Raw genomic sequence first — 21098 nt, forward strand, 5'->3', positions numbered from 1 at the left:
AAAAAAAGAGGCCGCTTGTGCGGCCTCTCATCTTTGCAGCAAACAATGCTACCTTGTTACTTCCCCACCACATGCGCCGTTTCGCGCGCTTCATCGTTGGCGGCATCCGGTGTAACAACGGGCTCGTAATCGAGCTGCAGCACGCGGCTGGTATCTGCCAGCACTTTCTCGGTCAGCGCCACATCGCCGTTCAGCTTGCGACCCCACGATGGGATCACCATGCGGATTTTGGTCTGCCATTCCGGTGAACGCATCTGCTCTGGGAAGGCTTTCGCCATCAGCTCGAGCATAATCGGTGCCGCGGTTGATGCACCAGGCGATGCGCCGAGCAGCGCCGAAATTGTACCGTCTTCCGAGGTCACCACTTCGGTGCCCAGACGCAGGACGCCGCCCTCTTTGGCATCATTTTTGATGATCTGCACGCGCTGGCCTGCCGTCACCAAACGCCAATCTTCCTGCTGTGCCTGCGGTACGTAAGCACGTAAGGCTTCCATACGATCGCTGTCGCTTTGCAGCACCTGATCAACCAGATATTTCACCAGGTCGAAACTCTTCAGGCCAACCTGCACCATCGGTTTCAGGTTACTGCCATTCATCGCACCGAACATATCCAGCAGCGAACCTTGCTTGAGGAATTTGGTGGAGAAGGTGGCGAACGGGCCAAACAGCAGCACTTGTTTGCCATCCAGCACGCGCGTATCGACATGCGGCACCGACATCGGCGGGGCGCCGACGCTGGCTTTGCCATACACCTTCGCCATGTGCTGTTTCACCACCTCCGGATTTTCCGTCACCAGGAAAGAGCCGCCCACCGGGAAACCGGCGTAGCCTTTCACTTCCGGAATGCCCGATTTCTGCAGCAGCGGCAACGCCGCGCCGCCGGCACCAATAAACAACTGGCGCGTGGTCAGCACGCGATCTTCGCCGCTGACCAGATTATGCAGGCTTACCTGCCAGCGGCCATCGCTCAGGCGCTTGATATCACGCACTTCCTGGCGTAGACGCAGACGGAAATTGGCTTTCTTCTCTAAAGCAGCAATCAGCTGACGCGTCACTTCACCGAAGTTCACGTCGGTACCCATCTCGGTCCAGGTGGCGGCGACTTTCTGCTTGCTGTCACGCCCATTCATCACCAGCGGAATCCACTGGGTGATTTGATCGCGGTCTTCTGAATAGCTCATGCCGCGGAACAGCGTACTTTTCTGCAACGCATTGAAGCGCTTGCGCAGGAATTCAACGTTATCGTCGCCCCAGACGAAACTCATGTGCGGCGTACTGTGGATAAAGCTTTTGGGATTGCGCAGGTTGCCTTTCTGAACGTGATAAGCCCAGAACTGGCGCGAAATCTGGAACGATTCGTTAATCGCCACCGCTTTAGCGATGTCGATGCTGCCATCCGCCTTCTGCGGCGTATAGTTCAGCTCGGCCAGCGCGGCGTGGCCGGTGCCAGCGTTGTTCCAGCCATTCGAGGATTCAACCGCCACGTCATCAAGGCGTTCAACCATCTCAATCGACCAGTCAGGCTCGAGATCCTGCAGCCATGTGCCGAGGGTCGCACTCATCACGCCTGCGCCAATCAGCAGTACGTCGACGTCTTTTCGTTCCTGAAGGTTTGCGCTTTCCTTGCCAGCGGCGGCGAGCGCCAGATTTACCGCAGTAGTACTCATGAGGCGACATCTCCTCTCTCTGTTGACCTGAAGCTCAACAGGTTCGCAGGCGAAATAGCCGCGCTTCTTTCGAGCGCGTGGCGCTACTTCTCAAAGGTTAAGACTCAGGTATAAGTCATGGGGACGATAACGGTTAACTGCACGTTATGCATATGCATTCGAATATAACATTCTCGTATCGGAATTAAACGTTTGTTTATTTTTTAAAGGCGGAAATGATTCAGCATAAGAATTAATCAGCTCAACCCCGCTGCCATAAGGGATTTTTATCTCTTAATCAGACGCTTATAGTAATGTGAATGTTATGGGTTTGTGAGTGTTATTGGCGGGTGCGTTAATAGGTAGTGAGGTGCGTCACAAATTAATTATATGAATTTTAAGTGATTTACGTAAATTGACTATTTATGCGGAATTTATGTTGCGTGATATTTCGCCATGCCGTGTAAAAGTAATGTTACATTTTTGTGGTGATGAATTTAGGCGTGAGCAGGCATGCCATGCAGAAGAAAAATGCATCACCTTGCAGGAAAAGCGATCAGCGCGAGCGACGTCGCCACAGGAAGCGAATCACGAAGAACTCAATCGCGCCCAGCAGCAAAAACCACAGGCTAAAGACAATCGTATACAGCTGATTAACATCCATCAGGTGCAAACTTTCTTGCAGCTGTTTTGCCAGCTCAATGCCAAACGAGGGCGCGGGCAGCAGCAGTGCAGAGAGAAAGCCCAGCAGCAGAATGCCACCCGGGATAATCAGCGTTTCGAACGGGTTATTCATGGTCATTTTTCCAAATCAGTTAGCGCGGGCATTAGCGCATAAAATGGCGCTGGGGTGCAATCCCCGTGCCGGATCGCGCTAAGAAATTTCTTCTATTCCATTCACTTAGCGTCAAAAATAGCGAAAGTTAAGAGTTATAGCCTTTGCTATACTTAAAGCCCTGATTTTACTGTCTTTTTTTTGGTGTTTTTGCGTGTTAGACTGCGCGCACTTTTTCATTACTGAACAATAAATGCGGAGAAGTAGCGGCTTCAGGGCCTGTTCCGCGGCATTGATTGAAAACCCATGACATTTATCGCAACCCTGATTCTGGCCTTTGGTATGTCGATGGACGCTTTCGCTGCAGCACTGGGCAAAGGCGCATCATTGCATCGCCCGAATTTCAAAGAAGCGCTGCGTACGGGCTTGATCTTTGGCGTCATCGAAATGCTGACGCCGCTGATTGGCTGGGCAATTGGCCTGGCGGCCAGTCGCTATGTTATGGCATGGGATCACTGGGTCGCTTTCGGTCTGTTAAGCGTGCTGGGCGGCCGTATGATCATGGAAGGCTTCCGTCAAACGGCTGATGAGCCCTGCGAAGCGCCGCAGCGTCACGGTTTTATGGTGCTGGCATTGACCGCTGTCGCCACCAGTCTGGATGCGCTGGCGGTGGGTGTGGGTTTGGCATTTCTGCAGGTCAATATCATCATGACCGCCGTCACCATCGGCGCCGCCACCACCGTGATGGCGACCACCGGCGTGCTGGTTGGACGTTTTATCGGCCCGGTAATGGGCAAATGGGCTGAAGTGCTTGGCGGCGTGGTACTGATCAGTATTGGCTGCACCATTTTAAGCCAGCACATGGGTTGGTTTAACTAACGATGCTGCTGCCTGGTGCGCATAAATGCGCACCCTACAACTTCCACTGTGCCTGGTCGTACCTTCATGGCGACCACCGCAAACCCGCAATAAATCCCTATTCTGTGATCTACTTCAAAAATAATTGCAGTAAAAACGCTCAGACGCTATACTTTTTGCGTATTTCTTCAACAATTTTTGAATCAGGTGCTTTATGAAACGCTTTTTCCGCTACGTGTTCCGTTCTTATGTAGAAACCTTCAAACACGTACCGCCGGGTGCTCTTAATTAAGATCTCCCCAGAATACCCTCGATAATCGCGGTCAGGGATCGACCTGTGGTTATCAACTGTTTTCTTATCTCTCCAACCGCTTTCCCTGCCATTTCCCCGCTAATAGATTGATTTATCCCTTCAGCCATCACATTTAGATCTGGCTATAGCCGCAGGTTATACCCCGCTACTAAACAAGCATTCGTCACCCTTTCTTCTGCATGAAATAGTCAGCTCAGGCCCTCTAAACCGTCTGAAACGAGAAACATCATGCTGATCCCACAACCTTATTTACTCTTCCTCGGCGACGTAACCGATCCACTGGCCGCTAAAACGGCACGCGGCATTCAGGTCTGGCGACCGGAGCAGTGCGTTGGCGAAATCAAATTGCCGGGCTGCACCGTCAGCCTTGGCCTCGACGAGCTCGATATTAACGCTGCTAAAGCGCGCGGGGCCAAAACGCTGGTGCTCGGTACCGCCAATGCGGGTGGTTACCTGCCAACACACTGGCTCGACACGGTAAAAAGCGCCATTTCCGCTGGTATGAACGTTGCCAGCGGTTTACATCATCGTTTGGTGGATGAGCCTGAGCTGGTGGCATTGGCCAAAGAGTTCGGCGTGGAGCTGTTCGACCTGCGCCATATGCGTCCAAAATTGAACGTCGGCAGCGGTAAAAAGCGTACAGGTAAGCGAGTGCTTACTGTTGGCACTGACTGCTCAGTGGGCAAAATGTACACCTCGCTGGCGCTGGAAGCGGCGATGCGCGAACGCGGCATGAAAGCCGATTTCCGCGCTACCGGTCAGACCGGCATTTTAGTGGCAGGCGAAGGGATTGCGATTGATGCGGTGATTGCCGACTTCATCGCCGGTGCCGTTGAAGCGCTGTCGCCCGCCAATGACGCCGATCACTGGGATATCGTTGAAGGTCAGGGTTCGCTGTTCCATCCTTCCTATGCTGGCGTCAGCATGGGCCTGATTCACGGTGCGCAGCCGCACTGGCTGGTGATGTGCCACGAAATGGGCCGTCCGCATATGCGCCATCTGCCGCATCAGCCGATGGTCAGCCTGAAAGATTGTGTCGAAGCCAACCTGCGCGCGGCGCATGTCACCAGTGATGCCGTGCAGCTGGCCGGTTTCGCCATCAACACCTCGAACTACAGCGAAGAGGAAGCGCGCGCCTATTGTGCAGAGGTCAGCGCTGAATTCGGTGTGCCTGCCACCGATCCGGTGCGCTTCGGCATTGCGGATATCGCCGCGCTGCTGCAGGAGCGCGGCTAACATGCGGCGCATGCAGATTGAAGTGCTGGAGCTGCCGCTGGCGCGTCCGTTTGCCATCTCGCGTGGCACGCGTACGGCGGTTACGGTAATTCGCGTAACGCTGGAGCAAAACGGCTTTATTGGCCGTGGCGAATGTACGCCAACGCCGCGCTACGATGAAACGCCGGAAAGCGTCAACGCCGAGCTGGACGCGCTGCGCGCCGACATTGAAGCGGGTTTGAGCCGCCTCGATCTGCAAAGCCGTTTGTCTGCGGGTTCAGCGCGTAATGCGCTGGACTGTGCGCTGTGGCGCCTGGATGCTGCACTGGCGAAACACACGCTGTGGCAACAGTGCGAACGCCTTCAGCCGCCCTCGGTGATCACCGCCGAAACCCTCAGCCTCGATTCCATCGCGAACATGGCCGCCGCTGCTGCCGATGCGGTATCACGCGGTGCCATCCTGCTGAAAATCAAACTCAATCGCGACGAAATTCTGGAGAAAGTCGCCGCGATTCGTCAGGCCGCGCCGCGCGCCACGTTAATCATTGATGCTAACGAAGCCTGGTCAGGCGTGGATTTGCCCAGCCTGCTCAACGCGCTGGTCAGCTTTAACATTGCGATGGTCGAGCAGCCGCTGCCGGCGGGGCAGGATCAGGCGCTGCAGCGTTTTGCGCACCCGATTCCAATCTGTGCCGATGAGAGCTGCCACACGCGGGAAGACATCGCGCCGCTGCGCAATCGCTACGAAATGATCAACATCAAGTTGGATAAGTGCGGCGGTTTAACCGAAGCGCTAGCGATGGTGAAAGAGGCGCAGAAGCTGGATATGCGGCTGATGGTGGGCTGCATGCTCGGCTCATCACTGGCGATGGAGGCGGCGTTGCCGGTGGCGATTGCCGCGGAACACGTCGACCTCGATGGCCCGATCTGGTTGGCCGCTGACAGCTCGCCGTTCCTTTCTTACGCTCAAGGCCAAATCTGGCTGTAACCCGCACGCGGAGCAACGATGACGGACACTTTACTTACCCCCAACGCCGCCAGCGTTGCCGGTTCACCACCGGTGCTCGCGATTCAGGACCTCAGCGTCAGCTTTCGCGGCCGCAGCGGCGAAAATCAGGCGCTGAAGGGCATCAGTTTTAACATTCATCAGGGCGAAATTGTCGCCGTGGTGGGCGAAAGTGGCTCGGGTAAATCGGTCACCTCGCTGGCGGTGATGGGCTTACTCGCCGCCTCTGGCCGTATCGATCGCGGCAGCATGCAGTTTCGCGATCGTCAGGGCAAAGCCCATCAACTGGCCAGCCTGAATGAACCTCAGCGCCGCGCCCTGCGTGGCCGCGAGATGGCGATGATTTTTCAGGAGCCGATGACCTCGCTCAATCCGGTATTACGCGTTGGCGATCAGCTGACCGAAGCGCTGCGTGACCACCAGATTTGTGACAAAAGCCAGGCCGAGGCGCGCGCGCGCGAATTACTGCGTCAGGTGCGCATCGCCGATGTGGATCGCGTTATGAAAAGCTATCCGCATTCGCTGTCGGGCGGCATGCGCCAACGCGTGATGATTGCCCAGGCGCTGGCCTGCGATCCGCAGCTGTTAATTGCCGATGAGCCGACCACCGCGCTGGACGTTACCGTGCAGGCGCGCATTCTGCACATCCTGCGCGACCTGCAACGCGAGAAGCAGATGGCGGTGCTGTTCATCACCCATGACATGGGCGTGGTGGCCGAAATCGCCGATCGCGTGGTGGTGATGCTGCGAGGCGAAGTGGTTGAGCAGGGCACGGTCAGCGACATCTTCAATGCGCCGCAGCATCCTTATACCAAAGCGCTACTCGCCGCGGTGCCAAAGCTGGGCGATATGCGCGAACACGCGTGGCCGCAGCGTTTTCCGCTGTTGGGCAGCGAGGTCAACGATCGCAGCGAGCAGCGCACCGCGCGCTACGACGAAACGCCGCTGCTGGATGTACGCGGTCTGAAAGTGTACTACCCGATTCGCAGCGGGATTTTCTCGGCGCTGACCCACCAGGTGCACGCGGTGGAGCAGATTGATTTCAGCCTGTGGCCGGGCGAAACCCTGGCGATTGTCGGCGAAAGCGGCTGCGGTAAATCTACCACCGGTCGTGCGCTGATGCGGCTGATCAACAGCGACGCCGACAGCATCCATTTCCAGGGTAATGAAATTGCCAATCTTAAAGAGGCGCAGTTCCAGCCGCTGCGCCGTGAAATCCAGATGGTGTTCCAGGATCCCTACGCCTCGCTCAATCCACGTTTGACGGTTGGTTTCACCATTGCTGAACCGCTGCTGCTGCATGGCATGGTGAAGTCGCTGGAAGAAGCTTCGCCGCAGGTCGATGCGCTGCTAAAAAGCGTGGGATTGTTGCCGGAACATGCGCAGCGCTATCCGCACGAGTTTTCCGGTGGCCAGCGTCAACGCATCGCCATCGCACGCGCCATGGCGTTGAAACCCAAAGTGATCATCGCCGATGAAGCGGTCTCGGCGCTCGACGTGTCGATTCAGGCGCAGGTGGTCAATCTGATGATGGATCTGCAGCAGCAAACCGGCGTGGCGTGGATCTTTATCTCGCACGATATGGCGGTGGTAGAGCGCATCGCCAACCGCGTGGCGGTGATGTATCTCGGCCAGATTGTCGAGCTCGGGCCGCGCCAGTCGGTGTTTAACCAGCCACAACATCCTTATACCCAACGTCTGCTGGCCTCGGTGCCGGTAGCCGATCCCCAGAACCGTCAACCCCGCACTTTCGAAGAGAGCGAAATTCCTTCGCCGCTGCGCAAGGTGGGAGAAACGGTCATTAAACCGCGTTATCGCCAGGTTGCTCCGCAACACTGGGTCGCTGACTTTGTTTCGCGCTAACCCTCAATACCAGGAGATTTCATGAACCCGATTTTCCGCCGTACGGCGCTTGCGCTCGGATTGACCCTCTCGCTGGCCGCCGCGGCTCAGGCACAGGATCTGCGCATTTCGATGTATGCCGACATCACCGGCCTCGATCCGCACGATACCTCAGACAACGTCAGCTACTCGGTGCAGAGCGGCATCTTTGAGCGCCTGTTCCAGTTCGATGCGCAGATGAAATTGCAGCCGTGGCTGGCCACCGGTTACACCAACAATGACAGCGCCACCGAATTTACCCTGACGCTGCGTAAAGACGTCACTTTCCAGGACGGCACGCCGTTTGATGCCGAAGCGGTAAAAGCCAACCTCGATCGCCTCGCCGACCAGAAAAAAGGCCTCAAGCGCAACAGTCTGTACAAGATGATTGAGAAGGTGACGGTGCTGGCGCCGGATCAGGTAAAAATCGAGCTTAACCAATCGTTTGGTGCCTTCATCAACACGCTGGCGCATCCGTCGGCGGTGATGTGGAGCCCGGCAATCCTCAAGCAATATCCGGAAGAAGCGCAGCTGCGTCTGCATCCGGTGGGGACCGGTCCCTTCAAATTCGTCACCTGGCAGCCGGGTAAAGCGGTGACGCTGGCAAAGTATGATGGCTACTGGCAAAAGGGCTGGCCGAAGGTGGATAACGTGATCTTCTCGCCAAGTCCGGAAGATGCTACGCGCGTCGCGGCACTGAAGTCGGGCCAGGTTGATGCGATCTGGCCGCTACCGTCGGATCTGATCGCCACCGTGCAGAGTGATAGCAAACTGGCGGTCCAGCGCGATCCGAGCATTTACCTCTACTACATGGCGATCAACACCCAGCACAAACCGCTGGCCGATATACGTGTACGCCAGGCGATCAACTACGCCATCGACCGCGATCTATGGCTAAAAGTCGCCTTTGCCGGCATGGGCAAACCGGCCAGCTCGGCGATTCCTGCAGGCGTGCAGTTCTATCAGAAGCAGAGCGCGCCGAACTATCGCTATGCACCGGATGAAGCCAAAGCGCTGTTGAAAGCCGCCGGTTATCCGAACGGCCTCGACCTGAAACTGTGGGTCACCAACGCCACCGCCAGCGTGCGTGCCGCGCAGGTGCTGAAAGCGCAGCTGGCAACGGTCGGCATTCGCGCCACGGTCACGCCGATGGATTCCGGCACGCGTAACGCCAAACTATGGGGCGTGAAGGATCCGAAAGAGGCGGAATTTGACCTCTATTACGGCGGCTGGTCGACCTCAACCGGTGATGCCGACTGGGCACTGCGTCCGCTTTATGCCACCGAATCCTGGGTGCCAACCTCGTACAACGTTTCGTACTTCAGCAATGCCGAAGCCGACAAAGCGATTGCCGGTGGCTTAGCCACCGCCGATCCGGCCAAACGTGGCGAGGCGTACGCTGAAGCGCAGAAAGTGTTGTGGAAAGAGGCACCGGTGGCTTTCCTCGGCACGCCAGACAATCTGGTTGGCAAGCGCAGCACGCTGAGCGGTGTGTCGATGCTGCCGGATGGTAACTTCCTGTTTAATCAGGCGGCGTTTAAGTAAAGGTTGGGTGGGTGCGGGCTGCCCCTACGAATGTGCTTGCTGTCCCCCTCCTCGCTCCTCCCCCATAAATGGGGGAGGAAGATGCTGCCACATGTGAGTGCTGTAGCTGCAATGGGGGAGGAAGATGCTGCCACATGTGAGTGCTGTAGCTGCATGTGGCAGCGTCTCCTTCCCCCGCAAGCGGGGGAAGGCCGGGATGGGGGACAGCCAGCACGATCTGGGGCACCCAGCACAATCTGTTACACCCAGCACCATACCAAATATAAAGGAACCGCATGTTCGCATACATCATTCGCCGATTGCTGGAGATGATCCCCGTTCTGCTGGTGGTCTCGCTGCTGGTCTTCGGCTTCATCAAGCTGCTGCCTGGCGATCCGGCGCGCATCTACGCTGGGCCGGATGCGCCTTTGGCTGCGGTGGAAGCCGCGCGTCAACATCTCGGGCTCAACGATCCGCTGCCGCAGCAATATATCAACTGGATCGGCGGCCTGCTGCGCGGCGATCTTGGCGTCACTTACCGCACCCAACAGCCGGTGCTGGACGTCATCAAACAAGGCTTTATGCCGACGATGTGGCTGGCGCTGGCCGGTTTTGCCTGGTCGGTCATTCTCGGCCTGTTCCTCGGCGTCTTTGCCGCCCTGAAACGCGGTAAATGGCAGGACTGGACCTTGATGAGCGTCGCCGTCGGCGGCATCTCGATGCCGACCTTCTGGCTGGGTCTGTTGCTGATCCAGTTCGTCGCCATGCCGTTTGGCCTGTTTTCGGTCAGCGGCTTCAATCAACCCAGCGACATCGTATTACCGGCTATCACGCTCGGTTCGTCGGTGGCGGCGGTGATGGCGCGCTTCACCCGCTCGGCGTTTCTCGAAGTGGCGCAGGAAGATTACGTGCGCACCGCCAAAGCTAAAGGGCTGCGCAATCGGCTGGTGACGTGGAAACATGTGATGCGTAACGCATTGATCCCGGTGATCACCATGCTCGGCTTGCAGTTTGGTTTTCTGCTCGGCGGATCGATCGTGGTCGAAAGCGTCTTCAACTGGCCGGGATTAGGTTGGCTGTTGATCGAGTCGATCAAGGCGCAGGATCAGCCGGTGATCCAGGCGTTAGTGATGCTGTTCGTGTTTGAATTTATTGTGATTAACCTGCTGGTCGATCTGCTGTATGCCGTGGTCAACCCAGCGATTCGCCTGCGACAGGAGCCGTAATGAGTCTGCAATCTCTGCCTGCCCACGCGCAGGAGGCGATCCGTTCGCCGTGGCGTGATTTCCTGCACGCGCTGGTGCGTAATCCGCTGGCGCTGGTCTCTGGTGGTTTTGTACTGCTGCTGGTGCTGGTGGCTATTTTCGCGCCGTGGCTCGCGCCCTGGGACCCGATGGCGCCGGACTGGATGGCGCTGTCCTCGCCGCCGTCCAGCACGCACTGGATGGGCACCGACGAATTGGGCCGCGATCTCTTCAGCCGCATCATCTTTGGCGCGCGCATCTCGCTGTACGTCGGCGTGCTGTCGGTCACGCTCGGCATGGTGGTTGGCGTGCTGCTGGGGCTGCTGGCGGGCTATTATGGCCGCTGGATCGATATGCTGATCATGCGCGGCTCCGACGTGCTGTTTGCCTTTCCTGGCATGCTACTGGCGATCGCGGTGGTAGCGATTCTCGGCCCGGGGCTGAATAACGTCATCATCGCGGTGGCGATCTTCAGCGTGCCGGTATTTGCGCGTATCGTGCGTGCTTCCACCTTGTCGCTGAAGCAGGCGGCGTACGTGGAAGCGGTGCGCTGTGCCGGTGCGCCGGATCGCGTGATTCTGCTGCGCCATATTCTGCCGGGCACGCTCTCTAACGTGATTGTCTATTTCACCATGCGTATCGGCACCAGTATTCTCACTGCTGCCGGGCTGAGTTTTATCGGCCTTGGCCCGGAACCCGATGTGCCGGAGTGGGGCAATATTCTGGCGATGAGCCGCAGCATGATGATGGCCGGCTTGTGGCACGTCAGCGTGTTTCCGGGGCTGGCGATATTTATTACCGTACTGGCGTTTAACCTGCTGGGTGACGCGCTGCGCGACACGCTCGATCCCAAACTAAAGAGCTAAGCATGGACTTTCAACAACTGCAGCGCGACCTGCTGCTGCAACGCTGGCGCAGCGAGCGTCAGCTGGGACAACCGCGCACCGTTAGTGGTGCCAACAATCGCCTAAGCGATGTGCCGGGCGTGCGCGTCGGACATTACACGCTGGCCGATGGCGAGCGGCAAACCGGCGTCACCGCGATTGTGCCGCCGGGCGACAATCTGTTTACTCAGCCGCTGCCCTGTGCGGCTGCGGTGTTCAACGGTTTCGCTAAGCCGGTTGGCCTGGTGCAGGTTGAAGAGTTGGGCGTGCTGCAGACGCCGATTTTGCTCAGCAACACGCTGGCGGTGGGCACGCTATTTACCACGCTGGTGCGCGATGCCATCAGCCGCAACCACGAGTTGGGCCGCAGCTTGCCGACGGTCAATCCGCTGGCGCTGGAGTGCAACGATGGCTGGCTCAACGATATTCAGGCGCTGGCAATCACGGAAGCCATGGCGCAACAGGCACTGGATAACGCCACCGCCGATTTTGCGCGCGGCAGCGTCGGTGCCGGGCGCGGTATGAGCTGCTTCAGTTTAAAAGGTGGCATTGGCACGGCATCGCGCCTGATTCCGTCGCTCAATGCCACGCTTGGCGTATTCGTGCTGGCCAACTTTGGTGCCTTAACCGCACTGACGTTGGACGGCGTGCGCCTCGGCGAGATGATTGCGCCGCTGCTGCCGGAACTGACGCCACAGCGTGATGCCGGCTCCATCATCATTATTATGGCGACCGATGCGCCGCTTGATGCACGGCAACTCAAGCGCGTCGCCAAACGCGCCGGTGCCGGTTTAGGACGTTTGGGCAGCTATTGGGGCCACGGTTCGGGCGATATTGCTGTGGCGTTCTCCACCCAGCCGCAGCCGCAACCGCCGGAAGAATCGGCGCTGGAACCGCTGCTCGCCGCCGCTGCTGATGCCACCGAACACGCGGTGCTGGATGCCTTGCTGAGCGCCGAAGCCGTCACCGGTTTCCGCGGCCATCATCGCCCATCGTTAACCGACGTTTTGGATCGATTGGCGCTGTCGTCCCGGTCGGCATAAATGCCGCCCCTACAAAACACATGACCGGTGCAGACATATCGCTTCGTAGGGTCGCCATTCATGGCGACCGTGTTAAAAATTGCACGGAACCCAAGATAACCTCATGAAAATATTCATCTCAGCCGATATTGAAGGCATTGCGGGCGTGATGCGCCCGGAACAGTGTTCACCCGGCCACGCGGAATACCAACTGGCGCGTGGATTGATGGAACAGGAAGTCAACGCCGCTATCGATGGCGCATTTGCCGGTGGTGCCACCGAAGTGGTGGTGGCTGACAGCCACGCGCAGATGACCAACCTGCGTGCGGAAAATATCGATCCGCGTGCGCGCATGGTACAGGGCAAACCGCGCGGTTTATCAATGGTGGAAGGCATTGAGCAGCAGCCGTTTGATGGCCTGTTCTTTATTGGCTATCACAGCGCGGCGGGCGAGCCTGGCGTGCTGGCGCACACCATTAACGGCCGCGCGTTCTGGCGTATTCACATCAACGGCAAGGTGATGGGCGAAAGCGACATTTATGCGGCAGCGGCGGCTGAACAGGGCACGCCGCTGTGGCTGGTGAGCGGTGACGATCAGCTTAAAGGCTGGATGGCTGAACACTATCCATCGGTGGATTACGTCTGCGTGAAACGCGCGATTTCGCACACCTGCGCGGAATCTATCAGTCCGCAGGCGGCGCAAAACGCCATTCGCGTAGCGGCGACCGCCGCCGTGCAGCGTAAACGGCAGGTCAGCACCACGCGCCTGAGCGCGCCTTATGAGATGCAGCTACAGGCCAGCAAACCGGTGCTGGCGGATCTGTTCAGTCTGATTCCCGGCGTGACGCACATCGACGCGGTTACCGTCGGCTATCGCGCGGATGATATGAATACACTGATTAGCCTGCTGAGCGCCTTCTCCTATCTGGCGAGCACGCAGTCGTAATCCGGTGCGCATTAATGCGCACCCTACGACGTTGCCACCTGCAACACGTAGGGGCGCCATTTATGGCGACCGCTAAATCAGCAGGTCGGTCCGCATTTCCTGCTGAATTTTGCTAACCTGCGCGCAATTTATATATAACAACGAGGCAGTCATGCAGCTCTGCAGTTTTTATCTTATTGACCAGCAAAGAAAAAGTTACGGTATTGTGCAGCAAGAGGGCGTGATTGATATCGGCGCGCGCCTCGGCGCTGACTGTCCGGATCTGAAAACTTTGCTACAACGCGGCGCGTTGAGCGATCTCGATGCCTACCTTTCACAGCCAGTTGATCATCCGTTTAGCGCTATTCGCTTCCTGCCGGTGGTGGAAAATCCTGGCAAAGTGTTCTGCGTTGGCATGAACTACGCCGATAAACGCAAAGAGTTTGCCGAGACGATTGAAGCGCCAACGCTGTTTGTACGTTTCGCAGATTCGCTGGCGGCACATGAACAGCCGCTGCTGAAACCGGCCACCACGCAAGAGTTTGATTACGAAGGCGAACTGGCGGTGATCATCGGTAAAGCCGCTTATCAGGTGAAGGCCGCCGATGCGCTGCAGCACGTTGCTGGCTACAGCTGCTTTATGGACGCCACGGTACGCGATATGCAGTTTACCTGGTTCACCGCCGGCAAAAACTGGCAGCAAACCGGTGGATTCGGCCCGTGGATGACCACCGCCGACGAGATCCCCGATCCGCAGCAGCTGGCGATTAAAACCTGGCTCAATCAGCGCGAAGTGCAGAACGATACCACCGCCAGCATGGTGCATCCGGTGGCGAAGATCATTGAGTACATTTCAGCGTTCAGCCCGCTGTCGCCGGGCGATGTGATCATCACCGGCTCTCCGGGCGGCGTCGGTAAAAAACGCACGCCACCGCTGTTTATGTTCCCCGGCGATGAGATTGAAGTGGAAATCGAGAAAATCGGACGATTGCGTCACCGTGTGGCCTGAATGCGCAATAAATTGCGCCGCTACCAATACGTGCACATACCGTAGCGGCGCGATTCATCGCGCGGTGTTTAACGCCTAAACTTCACCACGCGGCTGCGGTTCAACATTAACCGCAGCGAATCGCCTTCACGCGTAATCACAAAACACTTCTCCCACGGCCCATCCTGCGCGGTGGCCAGTACGCGATCGCCGCCCAGCGACTGCAACCGGGCACGAATGGCTGCCGGGCCGATGCCCATAATTAGGCTGTCGTCCTCAATCACCAACTCGCTGCGCCACTGCGGCGCCAACCAGCGGCCTTGCAGATTATCGAGGCTGGCCCGATCGGCCTGCACCGGCAAAAAACGCCGCGCGGCATGGCCAATTTCACCCACAATCGCCGCGCCATCATGGCGTAACTGCATCGGAAAGGTGCTGGAGAGCGATACCGCATCGCCATGCGCATCGTCACGCCACAACGTTTCACCGGCGCCGAGCCAGGTGGCCGTCACGCCGTTGATCTCCAGCCAGTCGGCCGCGTTTTCCGCCACGTACAGCCCCGGCGTTAAATCGTGTCCTTTCTCCGGCAATTCGCGCTTAAGCAGCGCCGCCATCACGCGCAACACGCTTTCCGAGGTGGTGACATCTTCGCGATTGGCGACCAGCGCCACGCCAAGTTTTAACTCCGGATGCAGCAGGAAATAGCTCTTATAGCCGGCATGCGAACCGCCGTGGCCAAACAGCGTCTGGCTGCCAAGCGTCGAGCTGGTGATGCCCAAACCGTAACCGCTGGTGCGGCCATCGTTGAGATTGCGCGGCGCAGTCAGGCGCTGCAGCACGCCCGCGCCCGGTCCGCTATCGGCCAGCAGGCTTTGCAGCCAGCGCGTCAAATGGTTCAGGCTGCCGGTCACGCTACCCGAAGCAGAAAGATGTAAACCGGCGCTGGCAAGCTGCCAGCGTGCGCCGTTTTGCCAGTAACCCGGCACTAAACCTGGCACGACATCAAACCAGCTTTCCGGCGCAATCAGGTTGATATCTAGCGGATCGCAGAGGTACTGCTGCAGCAGATCGTTGAAGCCCACGCCTTTGGCTTTTAACGCTTCTTCCACCAGCCGATAGCCGGTGTTGGTGTATGAGATTTCGCTGCCGGGCGCATAGTTGAGCTCGCCTTCACGCGCGATAAAATCCAACAGGTCGGCGGCGCTCGTCGCGTTGTACACCGACAATCCCAGCAGCGATAAGGTTTCGCGCACGTCCGGCAAGCCGCTGCTCATATCCAGCGCCTGACCAACGGTAATCTGCCCGTTGGCGCCGCTGAGCTGCGGCAGATGCTGCGCCAGCGTGTCATCAAGCTGCAGATAGCGGCGGCCGGGTCCCGTCACTAAAGCGGCAAAGATATGTTTGGTGATGGAAGCGAAACGCACCACGCTGTCGGCGCTAAACGGCGTTTGCTGCGCCAAATCGGCCAAGCCGGCGCAGTGGGTTGAGTGAATCTGCTGCGCATCAAACAGCACGATTGCGCCGCCCGGTGCGCCAGGCTGTTGCCAGCTTTCAGTGATCTGTTGTGCGACCTGCGCGGCGTGTTGCCAGTTAGCGGTCATGCCGGTTCCTCCAGCGTCATGCTGAGATCGAAAAGTTGGGCGGTATGTGGATGCTGGATGCGCCGCGCACGCAAATCGTCGGCGCTCAGCTGCTCCACCATCTCACCATTCTGCATCACGCCAATGCGCTGACACAGGTGCGTTACCACCGCGAGGTTATGCGTCACCATAATGTAGGTGAGTTTGCGCTCGCTGCGTAGATCGCTGAGTAAATTGAGAATTTCGGCCTGCACCGACACATCCAGCGCTGAAGTCGGCTCATCCAGCAGCAGCACTTCCGGTTCGGCGATCAGTGCGCGGGCAATCGCTACGCGCTGACGCTGACCACCCGACAGCTGATGCGGATAGCGAAAACGTACTGCCGCCGGTAAACCGACTTCGCTTAATGCCTGGCTGATGCGCTGTTCGGCGCGATCGAGCTGATGCACCAGCAGCGGTTCGTGCAGGATACGATCGATGGTTTGACGCGGATGCAGCGAACCAAACGGATCCTGAAACACCATTTGCACCTGACGATAGAAGGCGCGGCTGCGTTTGGCGCTGAGCTGCATGCCGCCAAACAGCATGCTGCCTTGCCAGTCAGCATTCAGCCCGGCGAGGGCGCGCAGAATAGTGGATTTGCCCGAGCCGCTTTCACCGACCAGGCCAAAGCTTTCGCCGTTACCCACCGCAAAGCTGACGTCTTTCACCGCTGTGTGCGCACCGAAGTTGATGCGCAGGTTATCGATTTGAATCATGGTTTGCTCCCAGCGGGCATTGAAACGGTCGGCATGAATGCCGACCCTACAAAAACGCGCTGAACGGTCGTAGGGTCGCCATTCATGGCGACCTGGCCAATTATTCCTGCCATGCGGCATCGCGCTGCAATACGGGCAAACGCTCACGCGGATGACGCAACGATGGCAAACAGGCCAGCAAACCGCGCGTATACGGATGTTGCGCCTGCTGCAGTTGCCCGGCATCTAACAGCTCGACGATGCGACCGGCGTACATCACCGCCACGCGATCGCAGAAGTGCGACACCAGCGGCAGATCGTGGCTAATCAGGATCAGCCCCATGCCGCGCGCTGACACCAGCTCGTCAATCAGCTTGAGGATCTCGGCTTGCACCGTGGCATCCAGCGCGCTGGTGGGTTCATCGGCGATCAGCAGTTCCGGATCGGGCGCCAGCATCATGGCAATCATCACGCGCTGCCCCATGCCGCCAGACACTTCATGCGGATAGCGTTTCGCCACGGCGGCCGGATCGCGAATCTTCACCTGTTCCAGCAGCGCAATCGCTGCCTGCATCGCTGCTTTATGGCTGCCGCCTTTGTGCTCGCGCCAGGCTTCGGCAATCTGCTGGCCAATGGTCATCACCGGATTGAGCGAATATTTCGGGTCCTGCAGGATAAAACCGACGCGCTTGCCGCGAATTTTACGCAGCACTTTTTCGCTGGCACCGCGCAGATCGATGCCATCAAAGCGCAGTACGTCGGCGCTGACCTCGGCATTGCCCGGCAGCAACTGCATCAGGCTGCGCGCGGTCAACGATTTGCCAGAGCCACTTTCGCCAACGATGGCGAACTTCTCGCGGCCTACGCTAAAACTCACGCCGCGCACCGCTTCAAAGGTCTCGGTGCGTGAACGGAAGGCGATGCGCAGATTTTCAATTTCCACCAACATTTAGCGCTCCTTAGGATCCAGCACGTCGCGCAGACCGTCGCCGAGAAAGTTGAACGCCAGCGACGTCAGGAAAATCGCGATACAGGGCATTAAGGGCACCCACCATTCGCTGAACAGGAAGCGACGCGCAGTGGCGATCATCGTGCCCCATTCCGGTGAGGGCGGCTGCGCGCCCATGCCGAGAAAGCCCAGGCTGGCGGCGGTAATGATGATGGAACTCATATCCAGCGTGATGCGTACAATCAGGCTCGGCACGCACAGCGGCATGATATGGCGCAGAATGATGCGCAGCGGCGAGGCGCCGGTCAGACGGCTGGCAGCGATAAAGTCGCTGTGGCGGAACTGCAGGGTTTCGGCGCGCGCCAGGCGCGCATACGGCGGCCACGAGGTGAGGGCAATCGCCAGAATCGCACTCTCCACGCCCGGTTTCAGTGCGGCAACAAAGGCCAGCGCCAAAATCAAACGCGGGAAGGCGAGGAAGATATCGGTGATGCGCATCAGTGCTTTATCGATGAAGCCGCCGGCGTAACCGGCGATGCAGCCAATCAGCAGGCCGAGCGGCGCGGTGAGCAGCACCACAGCGATTACCATGCCGAGCGTGGTGCGGCCGCCGTAGATAATACGCGTCCAGACATCGCGCCCCAGCTCATCGGTGCCGAGCCAGTGCGCGGCAGAAGGCGCAGCGAGGCGGTTTTCCAGATGCTGCGCGCCGGGATCGAATGACGTCAGCCACGGCGCAAACAGCGCCAGAAACAGCATCACGCTAATCACCAGCAGGCCGGCCATCGCCAGGGAATTGCTGCGCAGGCTCAGCCACAGGCGATAACGCCGGCCCCACACCGCCTGGCGACGGTTGGCTGGCGTGTCGTCGAGCAGCCAGTCACGAGAGAAGAAGATCATTTTACGCGCGGGTCCCAAAGTCGATAAAGAAGGTCAGCCAGCTGGTTGAGCAGCACATACACGGTGCCGACCAGCAACGTTGCGCCAACCACCGGATTCATGTCGGCGTTCATCAATGAGGTGGTGAGATATTGGCCGAGGCCAGGCCAGGCGAAGACGTTTTCCGTCACCACCGCGCCTTCGAGCAAGCCGGCGTAGGTCAGCGCCAGCACCGTCACCAGCTGCACCGCCACGGTGGGAAACGCATGGCGCCAGATGACCCGGCGTGACGACAACCCTTTGGCGCGCGCAGTGATCACGAACTCGCCGCTCAACGCGTTGAGCATAAAGGTGCGCGTCATACGCGTGATGTAGGCCATGCTGAAATAGGCCAGGATCAGCACCGGCTGCGCCATGTGCGCCAGCGCATCCCAGAAGGCGTCAACTTCACCCGCCAGCAGCGAGTCGATGGTGAGGAAACCGGTAACCTGCGGCACCATATCCTGCCAGATGATGTCCTGCCGTCCGGGGCCGGGCGCAATGCCGAGCACCGCGTAGAACACCAGCAGGCTCAGCAGCGCCAGCACGAACACCGGCAGCGAATGGCCAGCAAGACAGATCACGCGAATGGTTTGGTCGATCCACGAACTCTGGCGCACCGCCGCCCACACGCCGAGCGGAATGCCAATCAGCGCCGCGATGATGATGGCGGCCGTTGCCAGCTCCATGGTGGCAGGGAAGAAGCGCGCGATATCGGTGCTCACCGGATTGGAGGTGAGGATCGATTTACCGAGATCGCCATGCAGCAGTTGATTGAGGTAGTGACCAAACTGCACGTAAAGGGGCTGATCCAGCCCCATTTCCACCCGCACGCGCTCCACGACCGATTGCGGTGCGTTATCGCCGACCGCCGCCAGCACCGGATCGGTGGGCATGACGCGGCCGATGAAAAAGGTCAAAACCGACAGGCCAAACAGCGTCAGCACCAGGCTTCCCAGGGTGCTGACGATTCTCTTCAGTAACGGCATCAGGCTTTTTTCACCTGCGCATACGGCCACTGCTCCAGCACGGTCATGTGTACATCAGCCAGCGCTTTGCTGGTGGCCACATTTTTGGTCTTCTGCATCATAAAAATGAACGGGCTCTTCTCGCGGCCTAGCTGCTGAATCTGCTGATAGAGCGCGATACGCTTCGCCGGATCCGGCTCATGCAGCGCCTGCTCGGTCAGTTTGTTGAACGCTTCATCTGACCAGCTGCAGCGCCATGCCAGGGTACGCGCACGCGCGTTATCGCTGTTATCGGTGTTGACGCAGAAGGCTTCGGTATTGGAGTTGGGATCAAAGTAATCGGCGCCCCACACGGTCAACGCCAGCTGATGCTGACGCGCACGCATTTTGGTCAGCACCTGACGGTTTTCGGCGGCAATCAATGACACTTTGATGCCAATCGCGCCCAGCTGGGTTTGAATTGCCTGCGCAATGTCCGGATACGGCTGCATCGAGTAGTGATCGAGGGTGATTTCGAAGCCGTCCGGATAACCGGCTTCGGCCAGCAGCGCTTTGGCTTTTGCCAGATCTTTGTGGAATGGCGTATCGTCCAGCGCCGCCGGGAAACCGCTCGGCAGGAAACTCTGATGGGTGACAAAACTCATCGACAGAATGTTTTTCTGAATGCTGTCGTAATCCAGTGCCCACTTCAGCGCCTGCCACACCTGCGGCTTTTTCAGGTACTGATTATTGGTGTTGCACGACATCAGCATGATGGCCGACAACGATTGATTCACCAGCGCCACGCTGCTGTCGTTTTTCACCTGCAGCAACTGTTCGGTGGTGAGGTCATACGCCGCATCGACATCGCCTTTTTTCAGCATCAGCGCCTGCGCCGCCGGGTCAGCGATATGTTTGAGGATCACGCGTTTGATTTTGCTCTGCGCGGCATATTGCGGGCTGAGTTCCAGAATCACCGTTTCGCTGGCATTCCAGGTGCGCAGGGTGAAAGCCCCGGATCCGGCGCTGTGCTGCTTCAGCCAGCCGTTGCCAAAATCGTTGTTCTGCTGATTCGCCAGGCAGGCTTTCTTCGACACGATGCTGCCAACGGTGGCGGATAGGCAATACAGCAGGAAGGTTTCTGCCGCTGGCGCACCGAGTTTCATCTCCACGGTGTGTGCATCTTTGGCGGTGACCCGCTGCGTCACGTTGTCTTTGGTAAAGCCGAACTGGTTGATAATAAACGCCGGGCTCTTATCCAGCTTGACGATACGTTCAATCGAGAACGCCACATCTTCCGCGGTGAGCGGCGAACCATCGGCGAACTTCGCTGCCGGATCGAGATGGAAGGTATAAGTGCCGTTATCGCTGCTGACGTCCCAGCTTTGCGCCAGCTGACCAATCACTTTGTCGGCTTGTTGCGGATCGGGCGTGACTAAACGTTGATACAGGTTGCCGCAGATCTGGCCGCCGGTGGCTTCGAAGCTTTCGTGCGGATCGAGGCTGGTGATGTTATCGAGCTGCATCGCGATGACCAGCATGCTGGGTGGCGTGGCGGCAAAGGTGGAATTCAGGCTGAGGTAGGAAACAACAGGTACAGCAGTGCATCCTGCAAGAAAACGTCTTCTGGTAACCATGTAAACTCCCAACTGATTGATAATTAAAATAAAAAATTGTTATTTGATT

General features: G+C 58.2%; 18 protein-coding genes. 10 read left to right on the forward strand and 8 right to left on the reverse strand.

The features are described 5' to 3' along the window. Positions 1-56: 56 nt before the first annotated feature. On the reverse strand, positions 57-1667 hold the full coding sequence (mqo, locus tag AC790_RS12450) for a malate dehydrogenase (quinone) (RefSeq protein ID WP_007891899.1): 1611 nt from the start codon (positions 1665-1667) through the stop codon (positions 57-59). A 535-nt stretch (positions 1668-2202) separates the two neighbouring features. Next, positions 2203-2442, reverse strand: a complete 240-nt coding sequence (locus AC790_RS12455) for a DUF1158 domain-containing protein (protein WP_007891898.1) — start codon at positions 2440-2442, stop codon at positions 2203-2205. Positions 2443-2727: 285 nt separating this feature from the next. Here AC790_RS12455 and mntP point away from each other — a divergent pair, with 285 nt between their 5' ends. The 10 genes from mntP (at position 2728) to AC790_RS12505 (ending at position 14302) form a co-directional block, all read left to right on the forward strand. Continuing rightward, the gene (gene mntP / locus AC790_RS12460; RefSeq protein WP_007891897.1) at positions 2728-3300 is read left to right on the forward strand and encodes a manganese efflux pump MntP; all 573 of its coding nucleotides are present in this window, start codon (positions 2728-2730) and stop codon (positions 3298-3300) included. 520 nt (positions 3301-3820) lie between these two features. Beyond that, on the forward strand, positions 3821-4828 hold the full coding sequence (gene dgcN, locus AC790_RS12465; RefSeq protein ID WP_007891896.1) for an N-acetyltransferase DgcN: 1008 nt from the start codon (positions 3821-3823) through the stop codon (positions 4826-4828). Between the two features lies 1 nt (position 4829). Continuing rightward, the gene (gene dgcA / locus AC790_RS12470) at positions 4830-5795 is read left to right on the forward strand and encodes an N-acetyl-D-Glu racemase DgcA (protein ID WP_049851978.1); all 966 of its coding nucleotides are present in this window, start codon (positions 4830-4832) and stop codon (positions 5793-5795) included. An 18-nt stretch (positions 5796-5813) separates the two neighbouring features. Then, positions 5814-7676 (forward strand): ABC transporter ATP-binding protein, encoded by a 1863-nt coding sequence (locus AC790_RS12475; protein ID WP_049851979.1) that lies wholly within the window; start codon positions 5814-5816, stop codon positions 7674-7676. A 21-nt stretch (positions 7677-7697) separates the two neighbouring features. Further along, positions 7698-9239: a glutathione ABC transporter substrate-binding protein gene (locus AC790_RS12480; RefSeq protein WP_049851980.1), complete on the forward strand. Its 1542-nt coding sequence runs from the start codon at positions 7698-7700 to the stop codon at positions 9237-9239. A 275-nt stretch (positions 9240-9514) separates the two neighbouring features. Further along, complete coding sequence (locus AC790_RS12485) at positions 9515-10444, forward strand: ABC transporter permease (RefSeq protein ID WP_007891892.1); 930 nt, start codon at positions 9515-9517, stop codon at positions 10442-10444. Then, positions 10444-11328: an ABC transporter permease subunit gene (locus tag AC790_RS12490; RefSeq protein ID WP_007891891.1), complete on the forward strand. Its 885-nt coding sequence runs from the start codon at positions 10444-10446 to the stop codon at positions 11326-11328. The genes AC790_RS12485 and AC790_RS12490 overlap by 1 nt, the downstream gene beginning before the upstream one ends. Positions 11329-11330: 2 nt before the next feature. Next, positions 11331-12389, forward strand: coding sequence for a P1 family peptidase (locus AC790_RS12495; protein ID WP_049851981.1), 1059 nt, complete (start codon positions 11331-11333; stop codon positions 12387-12389). A gap of 103 nt (positions 12390-12492) precedes the next feature. Beyond that, positions 12493-13314: a M55 family metallopeptidase gene (locus AC790_RS12500; RefSeq protein WP_049851982.1), complete on the forward strand. Its 822-nt coding sequence runs from the start codon at positions 12493-12495 to the stop codon at positions 13312-13314. A gap of 151 nt (positions 13315-13465) precedes the next feature. Next, positions 13466-14302: a fumarylacetoacetate hydrolase family protein gene (locus tag AC790_RS12505; protein ID WP_007891888.1), complete on the forward strand. Its 837-nt coding sequence runs from the start codon at positions 13466-13468 to the stop codon at positions 14300-14302. Positions 14303-14370: 68 nt separating this feature from the next. On the opposite strand, the gene AC790_RS12510 is transcribed toward AC790_RS12505, so the two are convergent. From AC790_RS12510 to AC790_RS12535, 6 genes are all read right to left on the reverse strand, one after another. After that, complete coding sequence (locus AC790_RS12510; RefSeq protein WP_049851983.1) at positions 14371-15882, reverse strand: serine hydrolase; 1512 nt, start codon at positions 15880-15882, stop codon at positions 14371-14373. Then, complete coding sequence (locus tag AC790_RS12515; protein WP_049851984.1) at positions 15879-16619, reverse strand: ABC transporter ATP-binding protein; 741 nt, start codon at positions 16617-16619, stop codon at positions 15879-15881. Before AC790_RS12515 ends, AC790_RS12510 begins: the two co-directional genes overlap by 4 nt. Positions 16620-16719: 100 nt before the next feature. Continuing rightward, positions 16720-17547 carry an ABC transporter ATP-binding protein gene (locus tag AC790_RS12520; protein ID WP_049851985.1) on the reverse strand — a complete coding sequence of 276 codons (828 nt, stop codon included), beginning with the start codon at positions 17545-17547 and terminating at the stop codon, positions 16720-16722. Beyond that, a complete protein-coding gene (locus AC790_RS12525; protein WP_049851986.1) occupies positions 17548-18447 on the reverse strand; it encodes an ABC transporter permease in 900 nt (299 codons plus the stop codon). Then, complete coding sequence (locus AC790_RS12530) at positions 18444-19454, reverse strand: ABC transporter permease (RefSeq protein ID WP_007893733.1); 1011 nt, start codon at positions 19452-19454, stop codon at positions 18444-18446. Before AC790_RS12530 ends, AC790_RS12525 begins: the two co-directional genes overlap by 4 nt. Continuing rightward, entirely contained in the window at positions 19454-21049 is a 1596-nt protein-coding gene (locus AC790_RS12535; protein WP_007893736.1) for an ABC transporter substrate-binding protein, read from the reverse strand. The genes AC790_RS12530 and AC790_RS12535 overlap by 1 nt, the downstream gene beginning before the upstream one ends. Positions 21050-21098 lie beyond the last annotated feature (49 nt).

The organism is Pantoea sp. RIT-PI-b (assembly GCF_001187905.1).
GTDB lineage: Bacteria > Pseudomonadota > Gammaproteobacteria > Enterobacterales > Enterobacteriaceae > Pantoea > Pantoea nemavictus.